This window comes from Methyloversatilis sp. (assembly GCF_051861465.1).
GTDB lineage: Bacteria > Pseudomonadota > Gammaproteobacteria > Burkholderiales > Rhodocyclaceae > Methyloversatilis.
Genome location: NZ_JBHYCQ010000003.1, coordinates 61,971 through 88,128, shown reverse-complemented (window position 1 = coordinate 88,128; position 26,158 = coordinate 61,971). Strand labels below are relative to the sequence as shown.

The 26,158-nt window shown below is 61.4% G+C and carries 21 protein-coding genes; 9 read left to right on the top strand and 12 right to left on the bottom strand.

Translation table 11 applies throughout. The annotated features are described in order from the left end of the window. Nucleotides 1-17 precede the first annotated feature (17 nt). Nucleotides 18-887, top strand: a complete 870-nt coding sequence (locus ACTIFF_RS05050; RefSeq protein WP_439535849.1) for an oxidoreductase — start codon at nucleotides 18-20, stop codon at nucleotides 885-887. After that, nucleotides 884-1,915: a zinc-dependent alcohol dehydrogenase gene (locus ACTIFF_RS05045; RefSeq protein WP_439535848.1), complete on the top strand. Its 1,032-nt coding sequence runs from the start codon at nucleotides 884-886 to the stop codon at nucleotides 1,913-1,915. The genes ACTIFF_RS05050 and ACTIFF_RS05045 overlap by 4 nt, the downstream gene beginning before the upstream one ends. Nucleotides 1,916-2,040: 125 nt before the next feature. Here ACTIFF_RS05045 and ACTIFF_RS05040 read toward each other — a convergent pair whose 3' ends face one another. The 11 genes from ACTIFF_RS05040 to dnaA all read right to left on the bottom strand — a co-directional run bounded on the left by ACTIFF_RS05040 (nucleotide 2,041) and on the right by dnaA (nucleotide 18,555). Further along, nucleotides 2,041-2,268 carry a helix-turn-helix domain-containing protein gene (locus ACTIFF_RS05040; RefSeq protein ID WP_439536087.1) on the bottom strand — a complete coding sequence of 76 codons (228 nt, stop codon included), beginning with the start codon at nucleotides 2,266-2,268 and terminating at the stop codon, nucleotides 2,041-2,043. A gap of 94 nt (nucleotides 2,269-2,362) precedes the next feature. Next, nucleotides 2,363-3,364: a virulence RhuM family protein gene (locus tag ACTIFF_RS05035; RefSeq protein ID WP_439535847.1), complete on the bottom strand. Its 1,002-nt coding sequence runs from the start codon at nucleotides 3,362-3,364 to the stop codon at nucleotides 2,363-2,365. Between the two features lie 262 nt (nucleotides 3,365-3,626). Then, nucleotides 3,627-4,424, bottom strand: a complete 798-nt coding sequence (locus tag ACTIFF_RS05030) for a Fic family protein (RefSeq protein WP_439535846.1) — start codon at nucleotides 4,422-4,424, stop codon at nucleotides 3,627-3,629. Next, a complete protein-coding gene (locus tag ACTIFF_RS05025) occupies nucleotides 4,417-7,623 on the bottom strand; it encodes a type I restriction endonuclease subunit R (RefSeq protein WP_439535845.1) in 3,207 nt (1,068 codons plus the stop codon). The genes ACTIFF_RS05030 and ACTIFF_RS05025 overlap by 8 nt, the downstream gene beginning before the upstream one ends. Nucleotides 7,624-7,745: 122 nt before the next feature. After that, on the bottom strand, nucleotides 7,746-9,413 hold the full coding sequence (locus ACTIFF_RS05020; protein WP_439535844.1) for an RNA-binding domain-containing protein: 1,668 nt from the start codon (nucleotides 9,411-9,413) through the stop codon (nucleotides 7,746-7,748). Beyond that, nucleotides 9,410-10,102, bottom strand: a complete 693-nt coding sequence (locus ACTIFF_RS05015) for an abortive infection family protein (protein ID WP_439535843.1) — start codon at nucleotides 10,100-10,102, stop codon at nucleotides 9,410-9,412. Before ACTIFF_RS05015 ends, ACTIFF_RS05020 begins: the two co-directional genes overlap by 4 nt. Further along, entirely contained in the window at nucleotides 10,102-11,385 is a 1,284-nt protein-coding gene (locus tag ACTIFF_RS05010) for a restriction endonuclease subunit S (RefSeq protein ID WP_439535842.1), read from the bottom strand. Before ACTIFF_RS05010 ends, ACTIFF_RS05015 begins: the two co-directional genes overlap by 1 nt. Then, entirely contained in the window at nucleotides 11,382-12,926 is a 1,545-nt protein-coding gene (locus ACTIFF_RS05005; RefSeq protein WP_439535841.1) for an N-6 DNA methylase, read from the bottom strand. Before ACTIFF_RS05005 ends, ACTIFF_RS05010 begins: the two co-directional genes overlap by 4 nt. Before the next feature lie 197 nt (nucleotides 12,927-13,123). Next, nucleotides 13,124-15,628, bottom strand: a complete 2,505-nt coding sequence (gene gyrB / locus ACTIFF_RS05000) for a DNA topoisomerase (ATP-hydrolyzing) subunit B (protein WP_439535840.1) — start codon at nucleotides 15,626-15,628, stop codon at nucleotides 13,124-13,126. Between the two features lie 93 nt (nucleotides 15,629-15,721). Then, nucleotides 15,722-16,822 (bottom strand): DNA polymerase III subunit beta, encoded by a 1,101-nt coding sequence (dnaN, locus tag ACTIFF_RS04995; protein ID WP_257097263.1) that lies wholly within the window; start codon nucleotides 16,820-16,822, stop codon nucleotides 15,722-15,724. A 263-nt stretch (nucleotides 16,823-17,085) separates the two neighbouring features. Continuing rightward, the gene (gene dnaA, locus ACTIFF_RS04990) at nucleotides 17,086-18,555 is read right to left on the bottom strand and encodes a chromosomal replication initiator protein DnaA (protein WP_439535839.1); all 1,470 of its coding nucleotides are present in this window, start codon (nucleotides 18,553-18,555) and stop codon (nucleotides 17,086-17,088) included. 287 nt (nucleotides 18,556-18,842) lie between these two features. Here dnaA and rpmH point away from each other — a divergent pair, with 287 nt between their 5' ends. The 6 genes from rpmH (at nucleotide 18,843) to ACTIFF_RS04960 (ending at nucleotide 23,716) form a co-directional block, all read left to right on the top strand. Beyond that, nucleotides 18,843-18,977: a 50S ribosomal protein L34 gene (gene rpmH, locus ACTIFF_RS04985; RefSeq protein WP_083223994.1), complete on the top strand. Its 135-nt coding sequence runs from the start codon at nucleotides 18,843-18,845 to the stop codon at nucleotides 18,975-18,977. A 94-nt stretch (nucleotides 18,978-19,071) separates the two neighbouring features. Next, nucleotides 19,072-19,539 carry a ribonuclease P protein component gene (gene rnpA / locus ACTIFF_RS04980; RefSeq protein WP_439535838.1) on the top strand — a complete coding sequence of 156 codons (468 nt, stop codon included), beginning with the start codon at nucleotides 19,072-19,074 and terminating at the stop codon, nucleotides 19,537-19,539. Next, on the top strand, nucleotides 19,536-19,745 hold the full coding sequence (gene yidD, locus ACTIFF_RS04975) for a membrane protein insertion efficiency factor YidD (protein ID WP_069038899.1): 210 nt from the start codon (nucleotides 19,536-19,538) through the stop codon (nucleotides 19,743-19,745). The genes rnpA and yidD overlap by 4 nt, the downstream gene beginning before the upstream one ends. Before the next feature lie 70 nt (nucleotides 19,746-19,815). Continuing rightward, nucleotides 19,816-21,456: a membrane protein insertase YidC gene (gene yidC, locus ACTIFF_RS04970; protein ID WP_439535837.1), complete on the top strand. Its 1,641-nt coding sequence runs from the start codon at nucleotides 19,816-19,818 to the stop codon at nucleotides 21,454-21,456. A 103-nt stretch (nucleotides 21,457-21,559) separates the two neighbouring features. Next, nucleotides 21,560-22,924 (top strand): tRNA uridine-5-carboxymethylaminomethyl(34) synthesis GTPase MnmE, encoded by a 1,365-nt coding sequence (gene mnmE, locus ACTIFF_RS04965; protein ID WP_439535836.1) that lies wholly within the window; start codon nucleotides 21,560-21,562, stop codon nucleotides 22,922-22,924. Nucleotides 22,925-22,954: 30 nt separating this feature from the next. Beyond that, complete coding sequence (locus tag ACTIFF_RS04960) at nucleotides 22,955-23,716, top strand: sulfite exporter TauE/SafE family protein (RefSeq protein WP_439535835.1); 762 nt, start codon at nucleotides 22,955-22,957, stop codon at nucleotides 23,714-23,716. A 46-nt stretch (nucleotides 23,717-23,762) separates the two neighbouring features. On the opposite strand, the gene ACTIFF_RS04955 is transcribed toward ACTIFF_RS04960, so the two are convergent. After that, a complete protein-coding gene (locus ACTIFF_RS04955) occupies nucleotides 23,763-24,089 on the bottom strand; it encodes a hypothetical protein (protein ID WP_439535834.1) in 327 nt (108 codons plus the stop codon). Between the two features lie 164 nt (nucleotides 24,090-24,253). Between ACTIFF_RS04955 and mnmG the strand changes: the two genes are divergently transcribed. Next, nucleotides 24,254-26,143, top strand: a complete 1,890-nt coding sequence (mnmG, locus tag ACTIFF_RS04950) for a tRNA uridine-5-carboxymethylaminomethyl(34) synthesis enzyme MnmG (RefSeq protein ID WP_439535833.1) — start codon at nucleotides 24,254-24,256, stop codon at nucleotides 26,141-26,143. Nucleotides 26,144-26,158: the final 15 nt, after the last annotated feature.

Here is a 26,158-nt window from a genome sequence, read left to right as displayed (position 1 = left end):
GCCGGAAAGTGACCACCATGCACACGCCCGCCCCCCGCCTGCTGTCCGACGAAGCGCCCGTCTGGTTCATCACCGGCTGCTCCACCGGCTTCGGTCAGGAACTGGCCAGGCAGGCCATCGCGCTGGGCTACCGCACGGTGGTGACCGCCCGCGACCCCGCCAAACTGGACGACTTGGAAGACAGCGACAAGGTGCTCGTGCTGAAGCTCGACGTCACCCGGCCGGATCAGGTCGCGGCCGCCATCGAGGCGGCCGAGGCCTGCTTCGGCGGCGTCGACGTGCTGGTGAACAATGCCGGCATCGGCTATTTCGCCGCGATCGAGGAGGGCGAGGCCGCGGAAGTGCTCAGGATGTTCGAGGTGAACGTGTTCGGTCTGACCGCCATGATCCAGGCGGCGCTGCCGGGCATGCGCAAGCGCCGCAGCGGCTGCATCGTCAATCTGTCGTCGCTGGCGGGCCTGCGCGGCATGCCTGCCCTGGGGCAGTACAACGCCACCAAGTTCGCGGTCGAAGGCTTGTCGGAAGCACTGCGCCGCGAGGTCGAGCCGCTGGGCATCCAGGTGATGGTGGTCGAACCCAGCGGGTTCCGCACCGACTGGGCCGGACGCTCGGCCAATGAAAGCGCGCTGCAGATCGATGACTATCAGGCCACCGCAGGCGCGGTGCGCAGTGCCATACGCGAGTCGTCCGGCAAGCAGCCGGGCGACCCGGTGCGTGCGGTCAAGGCCATCATCGAAGCGGTCAGTTCAGGTCAGCCGCCGCATCACCTGCTGCTCGGCAACGACGCCTTCGAAGGTGCCATGGCCAAGGTGGACGAACTGCGCGAGGCCTTCACCGCGGGCGAAAAAGTGGCGCGCGCGGCCGACTTCCCGGCGACAACGGCATGACGCCCACGATGCGGGTGGCACAGGTCGAGCAGTTCGGCAGACCGCTGATGCTCAAGGACATCGACATCCCGACGCCCGGAGCGGGCCAGATCCTCGTCAGGACCGAAGCCTGCGGCGTCTGCCACACCGACCTGCACGCCGCGGCCGGCGACTGGCCACTGAAACCCGCGCTGCCGTTCACACCCGGGCACGAGGGCATCGGCATCGTCACGGCACTGGGAGCCGGCGTCACCGGCGTGAAGGAAGGCGACCGGGTCGGTGTGCCCTGGCTCTACTCGGCCTGCGGCCACTGCGAATTCTGTCTGGCGGCACAGGAACCGGTGTGCGCCGGTGCGCAGTTCGGCGGGTACACGAAGAACGGAGGCTTTGCCGAATACATCGTCGCCGACCCGAACTACGTTGCCCACATCCCGGCGGGCCTTGCCGCCCGCGATGCGGCGCCCTTGATCTGCGCCGGCATCACGTCATACAAAGGCCTGAAGGAAACGCAGGCCCGCCCGGGACAATGGGTGGTCGTGTCGGGCATCGGCGGCCTGGGGCACCTGGCGGTGCAGTACGCCAAGGCCATGGGCCTGCACGTGTGCGCGGTGGATATCGATGACGGCAAGCTCGACCACGCAAAACGCCTGGGCGCCGATGCCGTGGTGAATGCCCGGGCCGGTGACCCGGCAGCAGCGGTCAGGCACATCACGGAGGGCGGTGCGCATGGCGTGTTGATCACGGCGCCTTCGCTGCCGGCGTTCAAACAGGGCATCGCCATGACGCGCAAGCACGGCACCTGTGTGCTGGTGGGCATACCACCCGGGGAATTTCCGACGCCGCTGTTCGATGTGGTGGCCAACTGCATCACCATTCGCGGTTCCTTCGTCGGCAATCGGCAGGACATGGCCGAAGCACTGGCATTCGCTGCCGACGGCAAGGTGAAGGCAGATATCGAAGTGCAGGCCCTGTCGGCGATCAACGCGGTTTTCGAGCGTCTGGCCAAAGGCGAGGTGCCATCGCGGGTGGTGCTGGACTTCACGGCTTAAGCCGTCGATCCGGCAGTCGATGTCCTGATCGCCTTCGATCAGGCGGATGTTCTTCACCTTGGTGTCCAACATCACGTGCCGAGCAGAGCACACACGCGTCTTACACCACCGAAAAGCGGGTCATTTCAATAGCCCATATTCAGTTCTTGTGCCTGGGCCGTCAGTTCCTCCAATGCCTTCAATCGTTCCGTATCGACGTGGTTCTTGTAATTCACCAGATCCTGGTAATACACGCGCCGATGGGTACCCACCTTGTGGAAGGGAATGCCCCCACCATCCAGCAACTTGACCAGATACGGACGGGAGACATTGAGCATGTCGGCCGCCTCTTGTGTTGTCAGCTCCGCGCGCACCGGGATCAGGCTCACCGATCAGGCGTTGCAACAGGCTCACGTTTCACTGAGACCCGTCGAGCGGATCGACGCCTTCGTTTCCGGTCTTGTTCGATCATGGTTTCGGCCGATTCTTCAGGGTGTTTTCCAATGCCTGCAATTCGGCTTCGTCCTGCTCGTCGGCTTGGCGCGCCTCGTCCTGTTTGCGGCGCTGGTCGTAGTCGTCGTAAAGCGCGCTCGTGGTGCGCTCCATCTGCGCGTGGCTCACCTTGCCCGCATGCGTGAGCACCGGAAAGCCGTTGCCGGCGATGATCTGATCCACATTCTGGCGCCAGAAGCTCATCCGGATTTCCTCGCGACGCTTGGTGCGCAGTTCGGCGGTTTCCAGAAAGATCACCACCAGGCGGTTCAGCGTGTCGATCTCGTCTTCGGTCAGGTAGTTCTTGGCGACCAGGATGTCCTGCTTGCGCACCCGGGCGCCCTGCCAGTTCAACAGGCCGAAGTGTCGATCGTCGGGGTTGGCGCGCGCCGTGATCAGCTCGGCTGCGGTCTGCTGCGTGACGGCGTACAGCAACAGGTGCTGTACGGTAGCGAAGAAAATCTGCGTCGCCTGGTCGCTCTTGTCGTAGTCGCTGCTCAAGGCAAACAGGTCGCGCACCTTCTGGTAGAAGCGCTTCTCCGAGGCACGGATGTCCCGGATGCGCGCCAGCATTTCATCGAAGTGGTCCGGGCGGCCATCCGGGTTCTTCAGACGCTCGTCGTCCAGCACGAAGCCCTTGAGCAGATACTCCTTGAGCACCGTGGACGCCCAGCGGCGGAACTGCACCCCGCGCGGCGAGCGCACGCGGTAGCCGACGGCCAGGATGGCGTCGAGGTTGTAAAGCTGCGTCCGATAGCGTTTGCCGTCCGCGGCAGTTGTCAAGGATTCCTTGACAACTGAATCCTCGCTCAGCTCCCCGTCTTTAAAAACGTTCTTCAGATGCAGCGAAATGTTCTGCTTGGTCGCGTCGAACAGCTCGGCCATTTCCAGCTGTGTCAGCCAGACCGTCTGCTGATCGGCCCGCAGCCTGATCTGGCTGAGGCCGTCTTCGGTGGTGTACAGAATCAGCTCGCTCATGGCTTACCCGGCTCAGATGCAATTCAGTTTTCGAACATGCATATATATATGGCGTAATCGACGGCTGACCCGTCGTGGCGAGAATGCGCTCGACCACAGTGCGCAGAATGGGCAGCGGGCGATCCTACGGCACGCGTTGCTCCAGGCTCACGTTTTACCGAAACCTGTCGAGCGGATCGACACATTCGAAAATCGTGTTCAAAAACCAGTCAAAAATCGACACGTTTTACGGACATGTCGATTGCGTCGACGCGTTCCGCGCTCAACCTGCCAGTTCGTTGAACAGGGCTTCGTTGATGTAGTACTTCTCCCGGCCATGCTTTTGTTCGCGCAGGATGCCCAGCCCGGCGAGGTGCTGCAGGTAGGTTGAGGCGGTCTGCCGCTTGGCGATGCCCGCGTCGACGACGCACTGAATCTTCTTGTACGGGTGCCGGAAGATGACCTCGATCAGATCCTTGCTGTAGATCGCCGGCGCTTCGGTCTGCACCCGTGCGCGCACGCTTTCCATCAGGGCGCGAATCCGCTGCACCTGGTCATGGGTCTGCTGCGCCGTCGATTCGATGGCGCGCAGCATGAACAGAATCCAGTTCTCCCAGTCCTGCGCTTCGGTGACGCGGCGCAAACCTTCGTAGTAGGCAGCGCGGTTGGCGATGATGTAGCGCGACAGGAACAGGACCGGGATGTCGAGCAGCCCCTTCTCGACCAGATAGAGCAGATTCATGATGCGCCCGGTACGGCCATTGCCATCCGCGAACGGATGGATCGCCTCGAACTGGTAATGCATCACCGCCATCTTCACCAGCGGGTCGATGCCGTCGTCGGCATGGATGAACTGTTCGAGATTGCCCAGCTTGTCGCGAATCACCGCTTCGCCCACCGGCGGCGTGTACACCACCTCGCCGGCCTCGTTCTTCAGCGCCGTACCCGGAATCGCCCGGACGTCGAGTTCGGTCTGCTTGATCAGACGGACGATTTCGATGAACAGATTGGTCGTCAGCGGCCGAGCCTTCAGCGCCTGAAAGCCGTGATAGAGCGCTTCCCGGTAGCGCAGGTCAGCCAAGAGCCAGTTCAGCAGCCATCATTTCAGCCTGCTTGAGCACGGTTTCTGTAGCCAACAACTGCATGTCTGGTGGGTAGCCAAACTGCCGCAACGTGCGTTTGACGATCACCTTGAGCTTGGCCTTCACGTTTTCCTTGATCGTCCAATCGATGGATGCGTTCTCCCGAACGCGCTGGGTCAGTACCACAGCCAACTCCCGCAGTTGATCCTGTTGCATCAACTCCTTCGCACTGTCGTTGTTGGCCACCGCCGTGTAGAACGCGTATTCGAAGTCGGTCAGCCCCAAGCTCTTCGCTTCGTTGTCTGAGGCCACGATTTCTTTGCTCACCTTGATGAGCTCGTCCATCACTTCTGCTGCCGTCAAGATCTTGGCGTGGTACTTCCGGATGGCAGCTTCCAGCATGTCCATCAGCGAACGAGCCTGCACCAAGTTGCGCTTGGCCCTTGCCTTGAGCTCGTCGTTCAACAACTTCTTGAGTACCTCCAGCGCGACGTTCTTGTGTTCGTAGCCCTTCAGTTCCGCAAGGAAGTCATCTGACAAGATCGAGATGTCTGGCTTCTTGATGCCGGCCGCATCGAACACATCGATAACCTGTTCTGAGACCAACGCCTGATCAATGACCTGGCGGATGGTCGTCTCAAGTTCTTCGGTGCTGCGCCCGCCAACCGGGCTGTCGAACTTCACCAGCCGCGCCTTCACCGCCTGGAAGAAGCCCACCTCGTCTTTCGCATCAAGAGCCTGTTCGTGCGGCACAGCGATAGCAAAGGCTTGCGACAGTGAAGTGACCTCGTCGAGATAGCGTTTGCGCCCTTCATCCAATCCGAGGATGTGCTCCTCCGCAGCCAAGATCAGGGAAAGCTTCTGTGCCGTATCGGCATCGAAGTAGTGCTCGTAGGCGAAGCCATGGAAGAGCGATGAGACCACCTCAATCTTTTCCAGGATCAGGGCTACCGCTTGCTCTTGTGCCAAGGTTGGATCGCCCTTGCCCCCTGCGTCCGAATAGAACGACAAGGCCATCTTCAGATCGGCCGCAATACCCAGATAATCCACCACCAAGCCACCCGGCTTGTCCTTGTAGACCCGGTTTACCCGCGCGATAGCCTGCATCAGGTTGTGGCCCTTCATGGGCTTGTCGATGTAGAGGGTGTGCATGCTGGGCGCGTCGAAACCCGTCAGCCACATGTCGCGCACGATCACCAGCTTGAGCGGGTCGGCATCATCCTTCATACGCTCGGCCAATAGCTTGCGCTGCTCTTTGGTTGTGTGATGCTGGGCCAGGGTGGGGCCGTCGCTGGATGCGGACGTCATCACCACCTTGATCGCCCCCTTCGTCAGATCGGTATCGTGCCAGTCGGGGCGCAGCTTCACGATTTCCGCATAAAGCTCTGCCGCAATGCGGCGCGACATGCTCACCACCATGCCCTTGCCGGTGAACACCTCCTGCCGCGCCTCGAAATGCGCCACGATGTCCTGGGCGATGTTGCGCACGCGGGCCTCGCTGCCAATCAGCGCTTCCATCTTGGTCCACTTGGCCTTGGCCTTCTGCGTCTCGGTCAGCTCATCCTGTTCCAACTCTTCGTCCAGCTCGGCCACCATTTGCCGGCCTTCTTCGCTCAAGCGGACCTTGGCCAAACGGCTCTCGTAGTAGATGCGTACTGTGGCGCCATCTTCCACAGCCTGGGCAATGTCGTAGATGTCCACGTAGTGGCCAAACACCGCGGGGGTGTTCACATCGGCCTTTTCGATCGGTGTCCCCGTGAAGCCCAGATAGGTGGCTTGAGGCAAGGCATCGCGCAGGTATTTGGCAAAGCCATAGACCACTTTCTTGCCCACCACCTCGCCAGCTACATTCGTCTCATCCACCGTCTTGGCGGCAAAGCCGTACTGTGTGCGGTGGGCTTCGTCGGCAATCACCACGATGTTGCGACGGGGCGAAAGCTCATCGTGGATGTTCCCGCTTTCAGGTTGAAACTTCTGGATGGTCGAAAACACCACCCCCCCGGCCGCCACCTTCAGCAAGGCCTTCAAGTGGTCGCGGTTCTCGGCTTGTACTGGGTCTTGCCGCAGCAATTGCCTGGATGCGGAGAAGGTGTCGAAGAGCTGATCGTCCAGATCGTTGCGATCGGTTATCACCAGCACTGTGGGGTTGTCCATCACCTGCACGATCTTGCCGGTGTAGAACACCATGGAAAGCGATTTGCCAGAACCCTGGGTGTGCCACACCACGCCGGCCTTCATGTCACCTTTGGGCTGGCTTTTCACACCCGGCACACCATAGCTGGCTGGGTTCTCTCGCACAGCGGGCGGTGTGCTGAGGTCGGCGGCGCGCAAAGTAGAAACGACCGCTGCGTTCACCGCGTAGTACTGGTGATAGGCCGCCAGCTTCTTGACCGTGCCGATGCTGATCTGGCCGGTTTCAGGGTCTTCCTTGCGCGCCTTCTCGAACACGATGAAGTACCGCAACAAGTCCAGCAAGGTGGCGGGGTTCAACATGCCCACGATCAAGGTTTCCAGCTGACTCACCAGGTGTGAAGCCTCGGCCTTTCCGTCGGCGCTCTTCCAGGCCATGAAGCGAGACAAGCCCGCCGAGATCGAACCGGCCTTGGCTTCCAATCCATCCGAGATCACCACCCACGCGTTGGGGCCGAACAGGGCCGGAATCGTGTGTTTGTAGGTCTCGATCTGCTGATGGGCCGTCTTGAGCGTGGCCTGTTCATCAGTGGCGTTCTTCAGCTCGATCACCACTAGCGGCATGCCGTTCACGAACAGCACCAGGTCCAGCCGCTTCTTTTGCTGGTTCTCCACCACCGTGAACTGGTTGACCACCAAGAACTCGTTGTTCTCTGGCCGGGCAAAGTCGATCAGCCACACGCGTTCACCACGCTCGTCGCCATCCTGTTGCCGACTTACCGGCACACCCTCGGTCAGCAGTCGATGGAAGGCCTCATTGCTGGCCAGCAGTTCAGGTGAGCCGGTCCTCCGCGCATCTTTCACCGCCACATCCACCAAGTCAGCGGGCAAGCGGTGGTTGATGCGTCTGGCAGCCTGCGTCAGGCGCCCGCAGAGCAACACTTCGCCATAGTGGCCGCGCTCTGCACGCTCGTTGTCCGGTGCCAGTTCCGGGCCATGCACGTAGCTATAACCCTGGCGCTCCAGCAGCTTGATGGCGAAGGCTTCGATGGCTGATTCGGTAAGCATGTGGGCTCTCTCGTGCGACAGCTCTCTTCAATTCAGGCGGGTGCACGCCCGCAAAGAGATTCTAAGTCATTGATTTTTATTGGACTGGTGAGAGGCGTCTCTCATCGTGCTCTCATTCGCTCTCATCGAATGTCGTGGCGAACGAGAGCCCAAGACGGGCGGGTGTCGCTGCCCTGGTTGACGATGCGTTGCTTTCTTCTCAACTCCGCGATCAGGTTCCCCACCTTGATCTTGCGCTGCTTCTCATCCATCCACTCCGGCAGCTTGTTCCAGAGCAGTTCATCGATGTCCTTGCGCGCCAGTGAGCCATGCTCTTTCACAGCCTTGCAGATCAGGTCGAGGTAGTACTGCTTGTCGAAAGCCAGGTTCTTGCTGTAGCTGGCCTTCTGGCCTGTCTGCTGCGCCAGCGACTTGGCAATGAAGTAATTGGGCTTGCGTCCCTCGATCAGGCCACCACTCTTCAACCGACGCTCTTCGTCAGCAGTCAAGGCTTGACGTTTCTGCACCTTGTCCAACGCCATGATGTCCGGCAAGGCCAAGCCGCCATCGCGGGCCAATATGCGGGCGTAGTCTATGTCCAGCACCTTGCCGGTCAGCGTAAGCTGCACGCGGTTGCCCGACAAGTCGTAATCCGGCATCGGAAAAAATCGCTGCCGCTGAAACATAAACAGCTTGCGAATGCCACCGCCGGCCGTGTCGACCATCTTCAGGTTGAACATGGCCGTGGCCAGGAAGCGGTTGCGGTAATACTCCTCGGGCGCGTCTTCCATCACCACGCGCTGAACGTCGCCCGGCACAAAGCTTCCCTTGTTGGTGAAACTCAGGCTCTCTTCACGCTCCACCACATTGATGCGGCTGGCCAGCGTGTAGTCCTGGTGTGCGATGCAGTTGTTCAGCGCCTCGCGAATCGCATAGGGCTCGTACTGGTCGATCTCTTCCGGAAACAGCGTACCTTCACGGATGTACCGGTATTTGAGATTGCGGATCTTGGCGTAGACCTTGTCCACCGCCAGCAACATCGGCATGCCGAACAAGGCGTAGTCCCGGTCATTGCCCGCATGGTCCTTGAGCAGCCAGCGGATCTTGGCCTCGGCGGGCAGCAAGAAATGTTCAGCCTCTTCACGGCCCAGCAGCAGCAATGAAGCTCGCGTCTGCTTGCCCTTGATCGTCAGCTTGGCCTTGTTCAAGAAGGTCTGGTCGTCCCACCCATCGACCTCTGCGGCCTTGTCGGGGAACTTGGCTCTGTAGTTGCGGCGGGCCACGGCCAAAGCTTCTTCGTCCAGATCAGCTAGGCTGGCCTCTGGCACGACGACGGCACTCCAGTCATCCACGGTGGATTGGGCACGGATGCGCTCGATCTCTTCCAGATTCAGCGGGCCCAGCTCTTCCCCATCGCGCCCGTGATAGTGCCCCTCGAAAGCCACCGGCAGACCTCGAGGCGCGGCGGGGATTTCCAGCATCACGACGCGGCCCTCGGGCCTCACCACTTCATGGATCTCGACGAAGGTGATGTGGTTCGTCGTCTTGTTGGCGATCTCGCCCTTCAGGTGGTCCAAGTCCTTGCGTGCAAGCCGAAAGTTCGAGCCCACTACCTGCCGCCGGTCGTTCACACCCAACACCAGCCAGGCTGCAGACACGCCCTTCAAGTTCGCTTCATTACACAGCGCCGAGAAGTACTTGCCCAGCTTGGTGAAGTCGTAGCTGTTCTTGGCCTCTTTGAACTCGACCACCTCGTTCTCGGCAGTCAGCGCCAATAGGCTGCTCAGCTTGGCATTGATGTCCAGGCTCATGCGGTGTCTCCCATGGCTTCTCCGGCAGACTCGTCTCCCAACTCCTTGAAGGCTTTGCACTCCACCGCATAGGCCTGCGAATCCAGTGCGAACAGAACTTCGCTAGCGGTGAAGTTGTAGTCGCCCATCCCAAACTCACCAAAGGACTCGTCCCAGAAGTTGTTGAAGTCTTCGTTGTCGTCGTAGCTTGGCCCATCGTCGACTAGCGGCTGGGTTGCCGGCAACGGCATCGCCACCGCTTGGCGCTCTTCAAACGCACGAATCAGGAACACCGCCACCACCAGGGTGCTGTCGATCAGGAACTCGCGGGTCAGCAGATCAACTTTGTTGTTACGGTCCCGCAATTCATCAAGCGGTTTCCCGTGTGAGGTAGGGCTGATCTGGTTGCGCAGCTCGCCCACGTTCTGGCCGATAGTAGCCAGTGCGGTGGATACCTGCCGCACCATGTCGTCTCCGGGGTAGCCCAGGGCCGCAAATGCCTTTTTTAGCACGCCTTGTATCGGGCTGCTGGGCTCCAGCGCCACCGCCTTGGCACTGCAAATCTCTTTGCCAATGCTTTCCAGCAGCGCCTTGGCGTTTTCCAGGGCAGTGCTGAAGTCGGCTTCGAGATGCGCCTCCATCCGGTCCACATAATCGCCCAGCGTGTCCCAGCGGCTGTACTGCACCAAGGTGTCGCGGATCTTTTGCATCAGCAGACCACCCGCACTTCACCGCTCATCAGCTTGGGCAACAGGGTGTCGCGCAGCTTTTCCAGCGCGTGCACTTGGTCGATGTTCGCAAACTGCTTATTGAGCAGGGGGGCCACCAACTTTGAAAACTCTTCCGCCAATCCAATCGACGGCAAAGATGTCTTGATGTTGAGGATGTCTTCTGGACGTACTCGCTGGTGGCTGCCGCTCGTCCCTGATGCCGCCATGGTGAGGGCATCCCTGGCGTCACGTGAATTGAGCAAACAGTAGAGATAGCTGAAAAGATCCCTTGATCTCGGCCTCAGCACTTGAAACTCTGTCGAACAAACGGCTTTGTCGCCCGGCCCAATCTCCGCAACAGGCCATATGCGTGGCACTCGCGGGTTTAGCTTGGAAATGAGCACAACCCATGATTCAACCTTGAACTTATTGCTGAGAATTAGGCTACCAATCTCACGCGCTGGTCGCTTCCCCTTGTCGAATGCAGGAAGGCTGTAGTGCGAATAAAACGCCTCTGGTTCACTCGCCGGATTGATCGGAGTCCTCAAATGATCTACAAATTGATCGACAGAGAATTCAGTCCAGTCCTCCTCCGCCTGCTCCACAAACCACTGCCGGAACAGTGTCTCAGCCATGGATTCAAGCGTCTGGTTCTGACGATGTAGCAGGTCAATTTTGTCGTCAAGACTTTCCAACACGTCAGCAATGGCGTTCTGCTCGTTGACGCATCCCGGCAGCACGACCGGTAACTCGCGCTGTGCCGTAATGCCGACATAGGCGCGTGTCGATCCACTATCACCATGATTCCGAAGGACGTCCTGAAAGATTGGCGATTCGAAAAAATACCGTAGATACCGATTGCTTAACTTTTGCGGATTGACCACTCGGTAATAAGTGACCTGGGGTGTGAGCATGATGTACGGGGTCTCTAGTGACCCGACGATCGCCACCCTGCCGAGAGTTGCTTTGTGCGTCAATAAAACATCGCCGGAAACTGAAAATCCTTTACTCAAACTATCAGCTTGCACCTTCGAAATGAACTTGCAATTGACTAGATCAATCTTCCCATTGCTGATGTCGGTAGCCATGACAAACGGGATGCCATTCGCAACAAAATCATCTCCCTTGGGATGAATTCCCCCGTGATTGCCGTCTAGGGGCTTCGCAATCACCCCTCCTTCGACCAATTCCCCAACGGTTTGAACGTTCCAGGTAGACGGCAGTGCTCCGAACTCGGCCTCATCCCAAGTTCGCGATGCAGGCTCAGTTAGGAGATCTTTCACTGCAGCACCTTTGCGAGGTTATCTGCAATGGCAATATTGAGTTGCGCTTCTTCCAGCAACTGTTCTTCAAACTCCGTTTTGAGCGCTGTAAAGCGCTCAGCGAAGTCGAAGTCGTCCTCTTCATCACGCAAGCCAACATAACGGCCCGGCGTCAGCACGTAATCCAGCTCCGCCACGCGCGCCAAAGGCACGCTCGCGCAAAACCCCTTCTTGTCCTCGTAGTCGCCCTCACCGGTGCGCCACGCGTGGTAAATCTTCGCGATGTCTTCGATATCCTGCGGGCTGAGTTCGCGCGTGCGCCGGTTGATCAGATGCCCCATGTTGCGAGCATCTATGAACAGAATCTCGCCCTTGCGCGGGTGGCCGTTGTTGCGTATGCGGTTCATGAACCACAGGCCCGCTGGAATCTGCGTGTTCAAGAATAGCTTGGCAGGTAGGTTGACGATGCAGTCGATCAAATTGCCATCAGCCACCAAGGCTTTGCGAATCTCGCCTTCGCCGCTGCTCTTGCTGGTCAGCGCGCCTTTGGCCAGCACCACGCCAGCCCGGCCATTGGGGGCCAGATGGTGGATGAAATGCTGAAGCCAGGCGAAGTTGGCATTGCCCGCCGGGGGCACACCAAACTTCCAGCGGCCATCGCCGCGCAGTAATTCGCCGCTCCAGTCGCTCACATTGAAGGGCGGGTTGGCGATGATGAAGTCGGCCTTCAGATCTTTGTGGGCGTCGTTGAGAAACGAACCCTCGTTGTTCCATTTCACCTGAGCTGAGTTGATCCCACGGATGGCCAGGTTCATCTGCGCCAGGCGCCAAGTGGTCTGGTTGCTTTCCTGGCCGTAGATGGAGATGTCGTCGACGCGGCCTTGGTGCTCGGCCACGAATTTCTCTGACTGCACGAACATGCCGCCCGAGCCGCAGCAAGGGTCGAACACCCGGCCCTTGTAGGGTTCCAGCATGGCCACCAGCAATTCGACAATGGAGCGTGGCGTGTAGAACTGGCCGCCCTGTTTGCCTTCGGCCAGCGCAAATTCGCCCAAGAAATACTCGAACACGTGGCCCAGCACATCGGCACTGCGGGCCTTGGCATCCCCGAGGGCGATGTCGCCCACCAATTTGATCAGGCCACCCAGGCTGATCGGGTCCAGGCTTTGGCGCGCAAACACCTTGGGCAGCACACCCTTGAGCGAAGGGTTCTCCTTTTCAATGGCGTCCATCGCGTCATCGATGTGACTGCCGATATCGGGCTGCGTGGCCTTGGCCAGCAGGTAAGGCCAGCGGGCTTCCTGCGGCACAAAGAACGCCCTCTCGGCCGCGTACTCATCTTTGTCTTCGGGGTCAGCGCCGGCATATTCACCTTCGCCCGCATTGAGTTTGGCGAACACTTCCTCGAATGAATCCGAGATGTATTTCAGGAAAATCAGCCCCAGCACCACATGCTTGTACTCGGCTGCATCGATGTTCTTGCGCAGCTTGTCAGCGGCTTTCCACAGTTGCCGCTCCAAGGGTTCTTCTTTGTTTGCGGACGATGATTTTTCTGATGCCATGGGGAATTCTCCGTGCATTTGTACTGTTTGAGCCGACTGTAACCGCAGCATTCAACTGATTGGCAAGTTCATGGCAGATATGAAAAACGCCCAGCAAGGCTGGGCGTCGGCACGTTTCTTCTCAATGTCTTCGTCAGCAGCTTTTCACTTTCCTGAGGAAGTTTTCACCTTCGTTTTCATTCTGTCATCCGACACGATCACACATCAATATTCCGCGCATTCAGCGCATTGTTCTCGATAAACGCCCGACGCGGCTCAACGTTGTCGCCCATCAGCGTGGTGAAGATTTCGTCGGCGGCGATGGCGTCGTCGATCTGCACCTTCAGCAGGCGGCGCACGGTCGGGTCCATCGTGGTTTCCCACAGCTGTTCCGGGTTCATTTCGCCCAGGCCCTTGTAGCGCTGCTTGCCGAGGTTGCGTTCGACTTCGTTCAGCAGCCAGCGCGTGGCTTCGGTGAAGCTGGCGACTTCCTGCTGCTTGTCGCCGCGCTTGACGATGGCGCCGGGGCCGACCAGGCCGGCGATCAGTTCGGCGGCGTGGCGGATGCGCTGGTAGTCGCCTGACAGCAGGAATTCGCTGTCGACGCGGCCGACCTTGCGGTTGCCGTGGTGCATGCGCTCGATGCGCAGCTGCCAGGCTTCGGTCTTGTCGTTGTATTCGGCCAGCAGCGTGACATTCGGCGGGAGCTTGGCCGCGAGCCGGGCGGCGCTGTCGCGGGCGGCGGCTTCGTCGTCCAGGCTGAGCGAGATGTTGTGTTCGAGCAGCGTGCGCAGCAGTTCGCCGTCGGCGTACTCGGCCAGACGTTCGACGATGGCTTCGGCCAGCAGGTATTCGCGCGCCATTTCTTCGAAGGCGCTGCCGGACAACGGCTCGGCGCCCTCGCGCGGCACCAGGCTGGATTCGTCGAACGCCAGCTTGAGCAGGTACTGGTTCAGTTCGTGGTCGTCCTTCACGTACAACTCGGTGCGGCCGTGCTTGATCTTGTACAGCGGCGGCTGCGCGATGTAGATGTGGCCGCCTTCGACCAGCTCGGGCATCTGGCGGTAGAAGAAGGTGAGCAGCAGGGTGCGGATGTGGGCGCCGTCGACGTCGGCGTCGGTCATGATGATGATGCGGTGGTAGCGCAGCTTTTCCGGCTTGTATTCGTCCTTGCCGATTCCGGTGCCCAGGGTCTGGATCAGGGTGACGATTTCCTGGCTGGAAATGAGCTTGTCGAAGCGCGCCTTTTCGACGTTCAGGATCTTGCCCTTCAGCGGCAGGATGGCCTGGAACTTCCGGTCGCGGCCCTGCTTGGCGGAGCCGCCGGCGGAGTCGCCCTCGACCAGGTAGAGCTCGGCGTTGGCCGGGTCCTTCTCCTGGCAGTCGGCCAGCTTGCCGGACAGGCCGAAGGAATCGAGTATGCCCTTGCGACGCGTCATGTCGCGTGCCTTGCGGGCGGCGTCGCGCGCACGGGCGGCTTCGACGATCTTGCCGCAGATGGTCTTGGCGTCGTTCGGGCGTTCCTGCAGGAAGTCGGTGAGCTTCTGCGCCACCACTTCCTCGACTGCCGGCCGCGCTTCGGATGACACCAGCTTCATCTTGGTCTGCGATGCGAACTTCGGGTCGGGCATCTTCACCGACAGCACGCAGGCCAGGCCTTCGCGCATGTCGTCGCCGGTGATTTCGACCTTGGCCTTCTTGGCGATTTCGTGTTCTTCGATGTACTTGTTGATGATGCGGGTCATCGCCGCGCGCAGCCCGGTCAGGTGGGTGCCGCCGTCGGTCTGCGGAATGTTGTTGGTGAAGCACAGCACCTGTTCGGCGTAGCTGTCGTTCCACTGCATCGCGACTTCGACGTCGATCTGCACATTGCCCTGCATCGACGCGCCGGCGCTGCAGAACACATTCGGGTGCAGCGCCGTCTTGTTGCGGTTGATGTATTCGACGAAACCGCGTGCGCCGCCGAGGAAGGCGAAATCCTCTTCCTTGTTGTTGCGCTGGTCGATCAGTTTGATCTTGACGCCGTTGTTCAGGAAAGACAGTTCGCGCAGCCGCTTGGCCAGGATGTCGTAGTGGAATTCGATGTTGTCGAAGATGGTTTCGTCGGCCAGGAAGTGCACTTCTGTGCCGCGCTTTTCGGTCGTGCCGAGCACCTTCAGCGGCGATACCTCGACGCCGTTCTGAATTTCGAGCCGGCGCTCGACCGGCACACCGCGCTCGAATTCCATGAAGTGCTTCTTGCCGTCGCGGCGCACCGTCAGGCGCAGCCACTTCGACAGGGCGTTCACGCAGCTCACGCCCACGCCGTGCAGTCCGCCTGAAACCTTGTACGAGTTCTGGTTGAACTTGCCGCCAGCGTGCAGTTCGGTCAGCGCGATTTCGGCCGCCGAGCGCTTCGGTTCGTGCTTGTCGTCGAACTTGATGCCGGTCGGAATGCCGCGGCCGTTGTCGGTGACCGAGATCGAGCTGTCGGTGTGGATGGTGATCACGATGTCGTCGCAGTGGCCGGCCAGCGCCTCGTCGATCGAGTTGTCGACCACCTCGAACACCAGGTGGTGCAGACCGGTGCCGTCGGACGTGTCGCCGATGTACATGCCGGGGCGCTTGCGCACGGCTTCCAGCCCCTCGAGGATCTGGATGCTGCCTTCGCCGTAAGCGTCGGCGTTGGGCGCACCGGGGACCATCGGCGTTTCGGGGGCGTTCGGTGTGAGCTCGTCAGACATGGCGTATTCCGGTGCTGCGCACGAGGTGCGCGGGGTCCATCAAAAAACACGAAGCCCGGCGCGAAGGCCGGGCGGTGGTACAGGCGGCGCGGCTTACACGCGCATCGGCATCACGACGTACTTGAAGCCGTCGGTGCCGGGCAGCGTGATCAGCGCGCTGCTGTTGCCGTCATTCAGGCGCAGGCTCAGGGTGTCGCCGGCCACGTTGCCGAGCACGTCGAGCAGGTAGCTCACGTTGAATCCGATGTCGAGGGCGTCGCCGGTGTAATCGACCTCCAGCTCTTCCTGCGCCTCTTCCTGCTCGGCATTGCTCGAAATGAGCTTGAGCAGACCGGACGACAGCACGACGCGCACACCCTTGAACTTTTCGTTGGTCAGGATGGCGGCACGCTGCAGTGCCGGCAGGAAGGACGCGCGCTGCAGCATGATTTCCTTCGGGTGGTCCTTCGGAATCACGCGTTCGTAGTCGGGAAACTTGCCGTCGATCAGCTTCGAAATGAGCTCGACCGAGCCGAAGCGCAGGCGCGCCTGGTTGCCGCCCAGTTCGATGTCGACCGGGTCGTCGGTGTCGGCCAGCTGGCGCGACAGTTCGAGCACGGTCTTGCGCGGCAGGATCACGTCGAGCTTGTCGGTCACGCCGGGCAGCGCTTCGGACACGTAGGCCAGACGGTGGCCGTCGGTCGCGACCAGCCGCAGTTCCTCGCTGCCGACCGCCAACAGCAGGCCGTTGAGGTAGTAGCGGATGTCCTGCTGGGCCATCGAGTACTGCACCAGCGACAGCAGCCGCTTGAGCTTGCGCTGGGTCAGGCTGAGCTTGACGGTTTCACCCTCGGCGACCTGCATGCGCGGATAGTCCTGCGCCGGCAGCGTCTGCAGCGTGAAGCGGCTCTTGCCGCAGCGCACCGTGAGCTTGCGGTCGTCGGCGTCGAGGCTCACCTCCTGCCCTTCCGGCAGGGCACGCAGGATGTCCTGCAGCTTGCGGGCGGCGACCGTCAGCGCGGCCGGCTGGGCGGCGCTGATGTTGCCGGTGGACCGGGTACGGATCTGGATTTCGATGTCGGTGGCCAGCAGCGTGAGCGCATCGCCCTCGGTTTCGATCAGGACGTTGGACAGGATCGGCAGGGTGTGGCGCTTCTCGACGATGCCGCTGACCGACTGCAGCGGACGCAGCAGCTGTTCGCGTTCTATCTTCATTAAGAGCATTTTATAAACCTCTGTAAACCGTTAACGTCGACCATTTTCTGTGGAGAACACCTTAATTCTTATTATTTTCAGTTGCTTGCAGTATGTATCGTTGTCTGTACAACTGCCATTTCTGCGCTTGAACAAATGTGGATGAAAGTGTGACCCGCTGAAAAGACCCCGCTTATCCACAGCGGCCATACAGGGAATCACACCTGTTTATCCGTACAGCTTCGATACCGCTTCATCCACACCCTTCCTGCGGTGTTTTCCGGCTATTTGCGCAAGGTCTGCACGAGCACGTGCAGGTCATGATTGAGCACTTCGTCCTTCAGCCTCAGGTCGGCGATGGTGCGGCAGGCATGCAGCACGGTCGTGTGGTCGCGCCCGCCGAACGCTTCGCCGATCGCCGGATAGCTCTCCGGTGTCAGTTCCTTGGCCAGCCACATGGCGACCTGACGCGGTCGCGCGATGGCACGCGTGCGCTTCTTCGAATACATCTCCGACACCTTGATCTTGAAATAGTCGGCGACGGTCTTCTGGATGAACTCAAGCGTGATCTGCCGGTTGTGTGCGCCCAGCAGGTCCTTCAGCGCCTCGCGCGCCACTTCGAGCGTGATCGGCACGGTGTGGAAGTGGGCGAAGGCGATGATCTTCTTCAGCGCACCTTCGAGTTCGCGCACATTGCTGCGGATGTTCTTGGCGACCAGGAAGGCGACGTCGTCACCCACCTTCACCCGCTCCATTTCGGCCTTCTTCTTCAGGATGGCGACCCGCATTTCGAGTTCGGGCGGCTCGATCTGAACCGTGAGTCCCCAGCCGAAGCGCGTCGTCAGGCGTTCTTCGACGCCCTGGATGTTCTTCGGGTAGGTGTCACAGGTGATGACGATCTGCTTCTTGCCGTCGGTCAGCGCGTTGAACGCGTAGAAAAACTCTTCCTGCGTGCGCGTCTTGTTGTTGAAGAACTGGATGTCGTCGATCAGCAGCACGTCGAGCGACCGGTAGTAGCGCTTGAAGGCGTCGAAGCTCTTCTGCTGGTAGGCGCGCACCACGTCGGCGTAGTAGTCGTCGGCGTGCACGTAGCGGATGACCGCGTCCGGGTTGTGCCGCATCACCTCGTTGCCCAGCGCATGCACCATGTGCGTCTTGCCCAGCCCCACACCCCCGTAGATGAAGATGGGGTTGTAGGACATGCCCGGGTTCTGCGCGACCTGTATGGCGGCTGCGCGCGCCAGTTCGTTGGCACGGCCGGTGACCAGATTGTCGAAGGTGAAACCCGGGTTCAGGCGCGAGCGGTCGCGTTCGTCGGGCCGGCCACGGTTGCGTTCGTTGCGGTCGGACTGTGCGTCGCCATTCGACTTGATGATGGCCGGCGGCGTGACGCGGGTGGTTTCTTCGCCGTCGGCACGCAGATGCGTCTGGCGCACGCGCGGCGCGTCTGACGACGACGACGGCACCAGTATGGGCGCGTCGGCGGCGTCATTCGCCTGGCTGCCTGCCTGGGGCAGACTCAGGCGCACCGATACCGGTTGCGAAAAATACTCGAGACCGAGCGCTTCGATGCGCGACACATAGCGCTCGCGCACCCATTGCAGAACGAAACGGTTTGGGGCGACCAGCGCCAGTGATTCGGTTTCGGCATCGGCGCACGGATCGATGCGCAAGCCATTGATCCAGGTGTGAAATTGTTGCGCGGGAAGTTCCTGCTCGAAGCGGCTGAGGCAGACTGCCCAAAACTGTTGCATCATGGTCTGCGAGGTCGCCGGGTCGATTTCTAGGGGGTATGGCACAGCCTTGTGACCTGACCCGGAACAGTCGATCCGTGATGAAGGATCGTCTCTTTGCGGTGTTCCGGGCACTGCGGTGACCGGTGGCCCGGGTCCGCTTTTGCCAGCTGTTTTGAGTGACGGATTCTAGCGCTTTCGGCCCTGCTTATCCACACCGGCCAAACCCGCGCCGCTGCGGGGCGATTGACAAGGCGCTGATGTTGCGATGTAATCGCGGGCTTTTCCGTATACATAGTGAGCAGGCCATGAAACGCACTTACCAGCCGTCATCTGTCCGCCGTGCCCGCACCCACGGTTTCCTCGAACGCATGCGCACCCGCGGAGGTCGCGCCGTGATCCGCGCACGTCGCGCCAAGGGCCGCGTCCGGCTCGCGGTCTAAAGCAGGCAGACCTTTCCAGCCGCCGCCTGTGCCGCCATGTCCGTGATCGTCCGGTCGTCTGCCATCAGGCAGCAAGCCGGAGGTTGAGCGTACAGTGAGCGAAGCAGGCACGGCCGATTCATCGGAAACGCCAGCGCGAGGAACGTACAGTTTCCGCCCGGTCTTCCGGCTCAGAAAAACGGATGAGTTTTCATCCGTTTTTGCTTTACGGCGCACGCAGCGCAGTCGTCATTTCGTGATCCATCACGGTCCGGTCAAATCGTCCGGCCCGGATGCCGAGACTGGAGCACGGCTGGGTGTCGTGGTTGCGAAGCGACACCTGAAGCGCGCGCATGACCGCAATCTGGTCAAGCGGCTGGCGCGGGAAGCGTTCCGCCACGCGCGCTCGGGATTGCGGCCGCTCGACATGGTGCTGCGCCTGAATTCGCGGCCCGAAGGTCTGGACCGCAAGGCGCTGCGGGCGGAACTTGATCAGCTTTTTGGCCGGATGCGCCCGCCGGCCGTAGCGCCCGATGCCGGGCCGTCCAGCGGGAAGCCGCCTGTTTCGGAGCCAGCCAGTTGAAAAGTCTTCTGCTGTCCGTACTTGCCGTGTATCGCTACGCCATCAGCCCCATGCTGGGCGCGAATTGCCGTTTTCTGCCCAGCTGTTCCGAATACGCCACCGAAGCGATCCGCCGCCATGGCAGCCTGCGTGGCGGCTGGCTGTCGCTCAGGCGCATTGCGCGCTGCCATCCGTGGAATCCCGGGGGACATGATCCGGTGCCGTGAGCACCGAACCTCCCGCGCCGCATCCACGATCGCTTTCCACTCAACGACGCATTTTTAGACGATTCCCCAGATGGATACCCAACGCTCCGCCCTGTTGATCGTTTTCCTGTTTTCGCTGTTCATGCTGTGGGACGGCTGGCAGCGCCAGTCGCTCCCTCCTGTCGCCGTGGCACCCGCTGCCGATGCCGTGGCGCAGTCTCCCGGTGCCCAGGCACCGGTGCCGACCGTGAGCACGCCGGCCGGTGCAGCCGATGTGCCGGCCGTACCGGTGGTGGCGCAGAAGACCGCGACCCGGGTGGTGACCGATCTGTTCATTGCCGATGTGTCGGCTGAGGGCGGTTCGATCATCCGGCTCGAGCTGCTGCTGCACAAGGCAGGCCCCGAGGCGACCGGCAACTTCGTGCTGCTCGACAACGGAGGTGCCCACCTCTATCACGCGCAGAGCGGCCTGATCGGTGAAGGGCTGCCGACCCACAAAACCGTTTTCCAGTTGCCGGAAGGTGAACTGGCGCTGGCCGATGGCCAGGACAAGGTCGAACTGCGCATGACGGCACCCGGTGGCGAAGGCGTCACCGTGACCAAGGTACTGACGTTTACCCGCGGCAGTTATCAGATCGGCACCCGCTATGAAGTAGCGAATGCCTCGCAGGCACCGGTCAGCGCGCATGCTTACTTCCAGCTGCTGCGCGACGGCAAGCCGACCGCGGGCGGCAACGCAATGCTGAGCACCTTTACCGGTCCGGCCTTCTATACCGATCAGGGCAAGTACCAGAAGATCGACTTTTCGGACATCGCCGACAATTCGGCCAAGTTCGTCAGCAAGGCGCCGGATGGCTGGGTGGCGCTGGTGCAGCACTATTTCGTCAGTGCCTTCGTGCCGCCGAAGGGCGCCGATCGCGAGTTCTTCGCGCGCAAGGTCGGCAATGACTTGTACACCGCGGGCGTCGTCGTGCCGCTTGCTGCGGCAGCACCGGGTGCCACTTCGTCGATCGAGGTCCCGCTCTATGCCGGCCCGCAGATCCAGGAGGATCTGGTCTCGCTCGCACCAGGCCTCGATCTGGTGGTCGATTACGGCTTCCTGACCATCATCGCGTCGCCGATGCACTGGGTGCTGGAGAAGCTGCATGACATGGTCGGCAACTGGGGCTGGGCCATCATCCTGCTCACCGTACTGATCAAGGCCATCTTCTTCCCGCTGTCGGCTGCAAGTTACCGCTCGATGGCCAAGCTGCGTCTGGTCACGCCGCGCATGCAGCAGATCAAGGAACGCCATGGCGGCGACCGCATGCGCATGCAGCAGGAAATGATGGAGCTGTACAAGACGGAAAAGATCAATCCGCTCGGCGGGTGTCTGCCCATCGTCGTGCAGATCCCGGTGTTCATCGCGCTGTACTGGGTGCTGCTGGGTAGCGTCGAAATGCGCAACGCGCCGTGGATCGGCTGGATTACCGACCTGTCGATCAAGGATCCCTACTTCGTTCTGCCCATCATCATGGGTATCACGATGTTCGTGCAGACCAAACTGAACCCGACGCCGCCGGACCCGATCCAGGCCAAGGTGATGCTGTTCCTGCCGATCGTGTTCACCGGCATGTTCCTGTTCTTCCCGTCCGGCCTGGTGCTGTACTGGGTGGTGAACAACGTGCTGTCGATCGCCCAGCAGTGGCAGATCACCCGCATGATAGAAAGTGGCAAGACCGCCAAGACCTGAACCGACGGCCCCCTGTTCCGGCGTCGAAGGCGCCGCGACTGCAATCACCCGCGACGGGTTGTATTGTGGGCGCGGCGCCTTCTTCGTTACCGGACTCCCGACCATGCATCCAGCCAGGCATCCCACCGACACGATCGCAGCCGTCGCCACGGCGACCGGCCGCGGCGGTATCGGCGTCGTCCGCGTGTCCGGCAGCCGGGCGGCCGATGTCGCACACGGTGTGCTCGGCCGGCTGCCGCCGGCGCGTACGGCCTCTTTCCTGAAGTTTCTGGCGGCCGACGGGGCCGTGCTGGATCACGGCATTGCGCTGTGGTTTGTGGCCCCGGCGTCGTACACTGGAGAAGACGTGCTTGAGTTGCACGGCCACGGTGGCAGCGCGGTGCTGCAGGCGGTGCTTGCACGGTGCTTCGAGCTCGGCGCCCGCCCTGCCCGTCCGGGCGAATTCACCGAACGTGCATTCCTGAACGACCGCATCGATCTGGCCCAGGCCGAAGCGGTGGCCGACCTCATTGACGCGAGTACGTCATCGGCGGCCCGCGCTGCGATGCGCTCGCTGGACGGTGAGTTCTCGCGCCATGTCCATCAACTGGAGGACGCGCTGGTCAATCTCCGGCTGTTCGTCGAAGCGACGCTGGACTTCCCCGAGGAAGACGTCGAGTTGATCGAACAGGCGGGGGCTCGGCGCAAACTCGACGAGGTGATGCGGGCGGTCGGCGCGTTGCGCGAAAGAGCGCGCTGCGGTTCAGTGCTGCGTGATGGGCTGACGGTCGTGCTGGCTGGCGCGCCGAATGTCGGCAAGTCCAGCCTGCTCAACGCGCTGTCCGGTGAGGATCGTGCCATCGTGACCGATATCGCCGGCACCACGCGCGACACCCTGCGCGAGCTGATTTCCATCGACGGCGTACCGCTACACATCATCGACACGGCGGGGCTGCGTGACACGACGGATCCGGTCGAACAGGCCGGCATTGCCCGCACGCGGCGCGAACTCGATCGCGCGCATGCCGTGGTTCACCTGATCGACGCGACGACCGGGTTCGATGCTGTGGCGCGGCGCATTGACGAGGGCTTGCCGGTCGGACTGAAGCGCATACGCGTATTCAACAAGATCGATCTCACCGGTGGCTCGCCCCACTCCGAGCGCGCGGGCGATGTTGTGTCGGTGTGGCTGTCCGCCCGCGAAGGGTCGGGGCTTGACCTGCTTCGCGCAACTTTGCTCGATTCCATTGGTTGGCACGGCGGCGCGGAAGATGCGCTGTCTGCCCGTGCCCGGCACCTGCATGCGCTTGATGCGGCGATAGGCCGACTCGACGCGGCGCGTGCCTGCATCGCGGGTACGGTGTTGCAGCTTGATCTGTTCGCTGAAGAATTGCGGCTCGCCCATCGCGCCCTGGGTGACATCACCGGTGAATTCACACCGGATGATCTTCTGGGTGAAATTTTTTCCCGCTTCTGCATCGGAAAGTGATGTTCCACGTGAAACATCCGGGCGTGTGTTGTGATCGCTGATTTCACCCTGCTGTTCATTGGCGCATTCTTCGCAGGTCTTGTCGACGCCATGGTCGGTGGCGGTGGGCTGGTGCAGATACCGCTGCTGTTCAACGTGTTTCCGGGCGTCGCGCCCGCGACACTGTTCGGTACGAACAAGGCCGTAAGCATCGTCGGGACCGCCTTTGCGGCGCGCCGCTACCTTGGCAAGGTCGACATGGACTGGCGTGTGCTTTGGCGTGCTGCGCTGGCGGCATTCGTTGCGTCCTTTGCGGGTGCTGCGGCCGTCGGTCTGTTTCCGCCGCAGCTGCTGCGACCTTTGGTCATCGTGCTGCTGGTCGCAGTACTCGTCTACACGCTGAAGAAAAAGGATTTTGGCGCGTCGTCGCACAGCGTCGGCCGTAAGCCGCGGCCGGTGCTCGCGCTGTTGCTGGGCGCAGCGATTGGTTTCTACGACGGCTTCTTCGGGCCGGGCACTGGCAGCTTCCTGATCTTTCTGTTCATCCGCTGCTATGCGTGGGATTTCCTGCGCGCGTCGGCGGCCGCCAAGGTGGTCAACGTCAGTACCAATCTCGCCGCGCTGTGCTGGTTCGTGCCCGTGGGCGCCATCATGGTCAAGGTGGCATCGCTGATGGCGCTGGCCAATCTGGCGGGCGCCTGGGTCGGTGCTCACCTTGCGATGAAAAACGGCGCACTGTTCGTGCGCCGCGTGTTCATCGTTGTAGTGGGTGTGCTGATCGCGCGTCTGACTTGGGATGTCCTGTCAGCCTGAACGTTGTTTCACGTGAAACAACGCAATCAGGGATCAGCGCGAACCATCAATGCCCGAAGCGGATCGGCGGCAGCACGATGGTCACACCGCCACCCCCACGATGGCCGTGGTGGCCGTAGCCGCCATAACCGTAATAGCGCGGCGGCGCGACATAGTAGGCAGGCCCGCCATAGTAGTGGTGGCTGATGCGCGGGCCGTGATGTCGGTGGCCGTAGCTGCGGTGATGGCGTCCGAAATCATGGTGCCCACGATAGTCTTTCTGGTAGCCATGATGGCGGTCGCCGCGGTGCCCACGCCAGTCGTCGCGGTCAGCCATGGCGACTCCGCTGAAGGTCAATGTAAGCGCAGCAAGTACCGAACTGAGGGTTTTCATGGTTCTTACTCTTGGTGAACACGACACAAGCGTAGTCAGAGCGGACGCTTTGCGCCGTAAGCAACTGTAAGAACTTGCAAGGCTGCAAGGTCGTGCGACCTTGGTAATCGATGCCTTCGGTCGTATCATTCAGCCCCTTCGCCTTATTTTGCATTGCAGCGAAAATGGATTTCCCGACCCGTTACGACGTCATCGTCATCGGCGGCGGCCATGCCGGTACCGAAGCCGCGCTGGCGGCTGCGCGCACAGGCGCCCGTACGCTGCTGCTGACGCACAACATCGAAACGCTGGGCCAGATGTCGTGCAATCCGTCGATCGGCGGCATCGGCAAGGGTCATCTGGTGAAAGAAGTCGATGCGCTCGGCGGTGCGATGGCATTGGCCACAGACGAGTCTGGCATACAGTTCCGCACGCTCAACGCAAGCAAGGGCCCGGCGGTGCGCGCTACGCGCGCCCAGGCCGACCGCGTTCTGTACAAGGCGGCCATCCGCAGCCGGCTTGAAAATCAGCCGAACCTCGATCTGTTCCAGCAGGCCGCCGCCGACCTGATCATGGACGGCGACCGCGTCGCCGGCGTCGTGACCGAAGTGGGTATCCGCTTTCGTGCGCGGTCGGTCGTGCTGACGGCCGGCACCTTCCTGAATGGCCGGGTACACGTCGGTCTGGAAAATCACTCCGCCGGTCGCGCGGGCGATCCACCCGCGATACGGCTGGCCGAAAAGCTGAAGGACCTTGCGTTGCCGCAGGGCCGTCTGAAAACCGGCACGCCGCCGCGCATCGACGGGCGCAGCATTGACTATTCGGTCATGGAAGCGCAGCCGGGCGATGACCCGGTGCCGGTGTTCAGCTTCATCGGCAGCCGCGCCATGCACCCGCGCCAGGTGCCCTGCTGGATCACGCACACCACGACGCGCACGCACGACATCATCCGTGGCGGTCTTGATCGTTCGCCGATGTACACCGGCGTGATCGAAGGCGTCGGTCCGCGCTACTGCCCGAGCATCGAGGACAAGATCCACCGTTTCGCCGACCGCGACAGCCACAACATCTTTCTGGAACCGGAAGGCCTGACGACGCACGAGGTCTATCCGAACGGCATTTCAACTTCGCTGCCGTTCGATGTGCAGGTCGATCTGGTGCGCAGCATTCCGGGTCTGGAGAACGCCCATATCCTGCGTCCCGGCTACGCGATCGAATACGACTACTACGATCCCCGCGGTCTGAAGTCGTCGCTGGAAACCCGCGCCATCGAAGGCCTGTTCTTCGCCGGTCAGATCAATGGCACGACCGGCTATGAAGAAGCCGCGGCGCAGGGCCTGCTGGCAGGCCTCAATGCGGCGCGTCAGGTGCGTGGCCTCGACGCTTGGTGCCCGGCACGCAGCGAAGCCTATCTGGGCGTGCTGGTCGACGACCTGATCACGCGCGGCGTGTCCGAGCCCTACCGCATGTTCACTTCGCGCGCCGAGTACCGGCTCAGTCTGCGCGAGGACAACGCCGACCTGCGGCTGACCGACATCGCGCGCGACATGGGGTTGATCGACGACGCGCGCTGGGATGTCTACAACCGCAAGCGCGACGCGATCGCCGGCGAGACGCAGCGGCTGCGCGCGACCTGGGTACGCCCGGACACCGTGCCGGCAAGCGACGCCATCCGCGTGCTCGGCAAGCCGATCGAGCACGAGTATTCGCTGTTCGAACTGCTGCGCCGACCGGACGTGAGCTATGCCGCGCTGATGACGCTTCCGGGCACGCCCCAGCCGATCACCGATGTCGATGCGATCGAACAGCTCGATATCCTCGCCAAGTACCAGGGCTACATCGATCGCCAGCAGGACGAAGTCGAGCGCCTGCGCGCCACCGAAGACATGCGCCTGCCTGACGATATGGATTACGCCGCCGTGACCGGCCTGTCGCGCGAGGTGCGCCAGAAGTTGGTCCAGCACCGCCCGGAAACGCTGGGCCAGGCTTCGCGCATCCAGGGCATCACGCCGGCGGCGATATCGCTGCTGCTGGTGCATCTGAAGAAGCGTCAGGCCGTGCGCAGCGCAGCCTGAGCCGTTGAGTCGCCC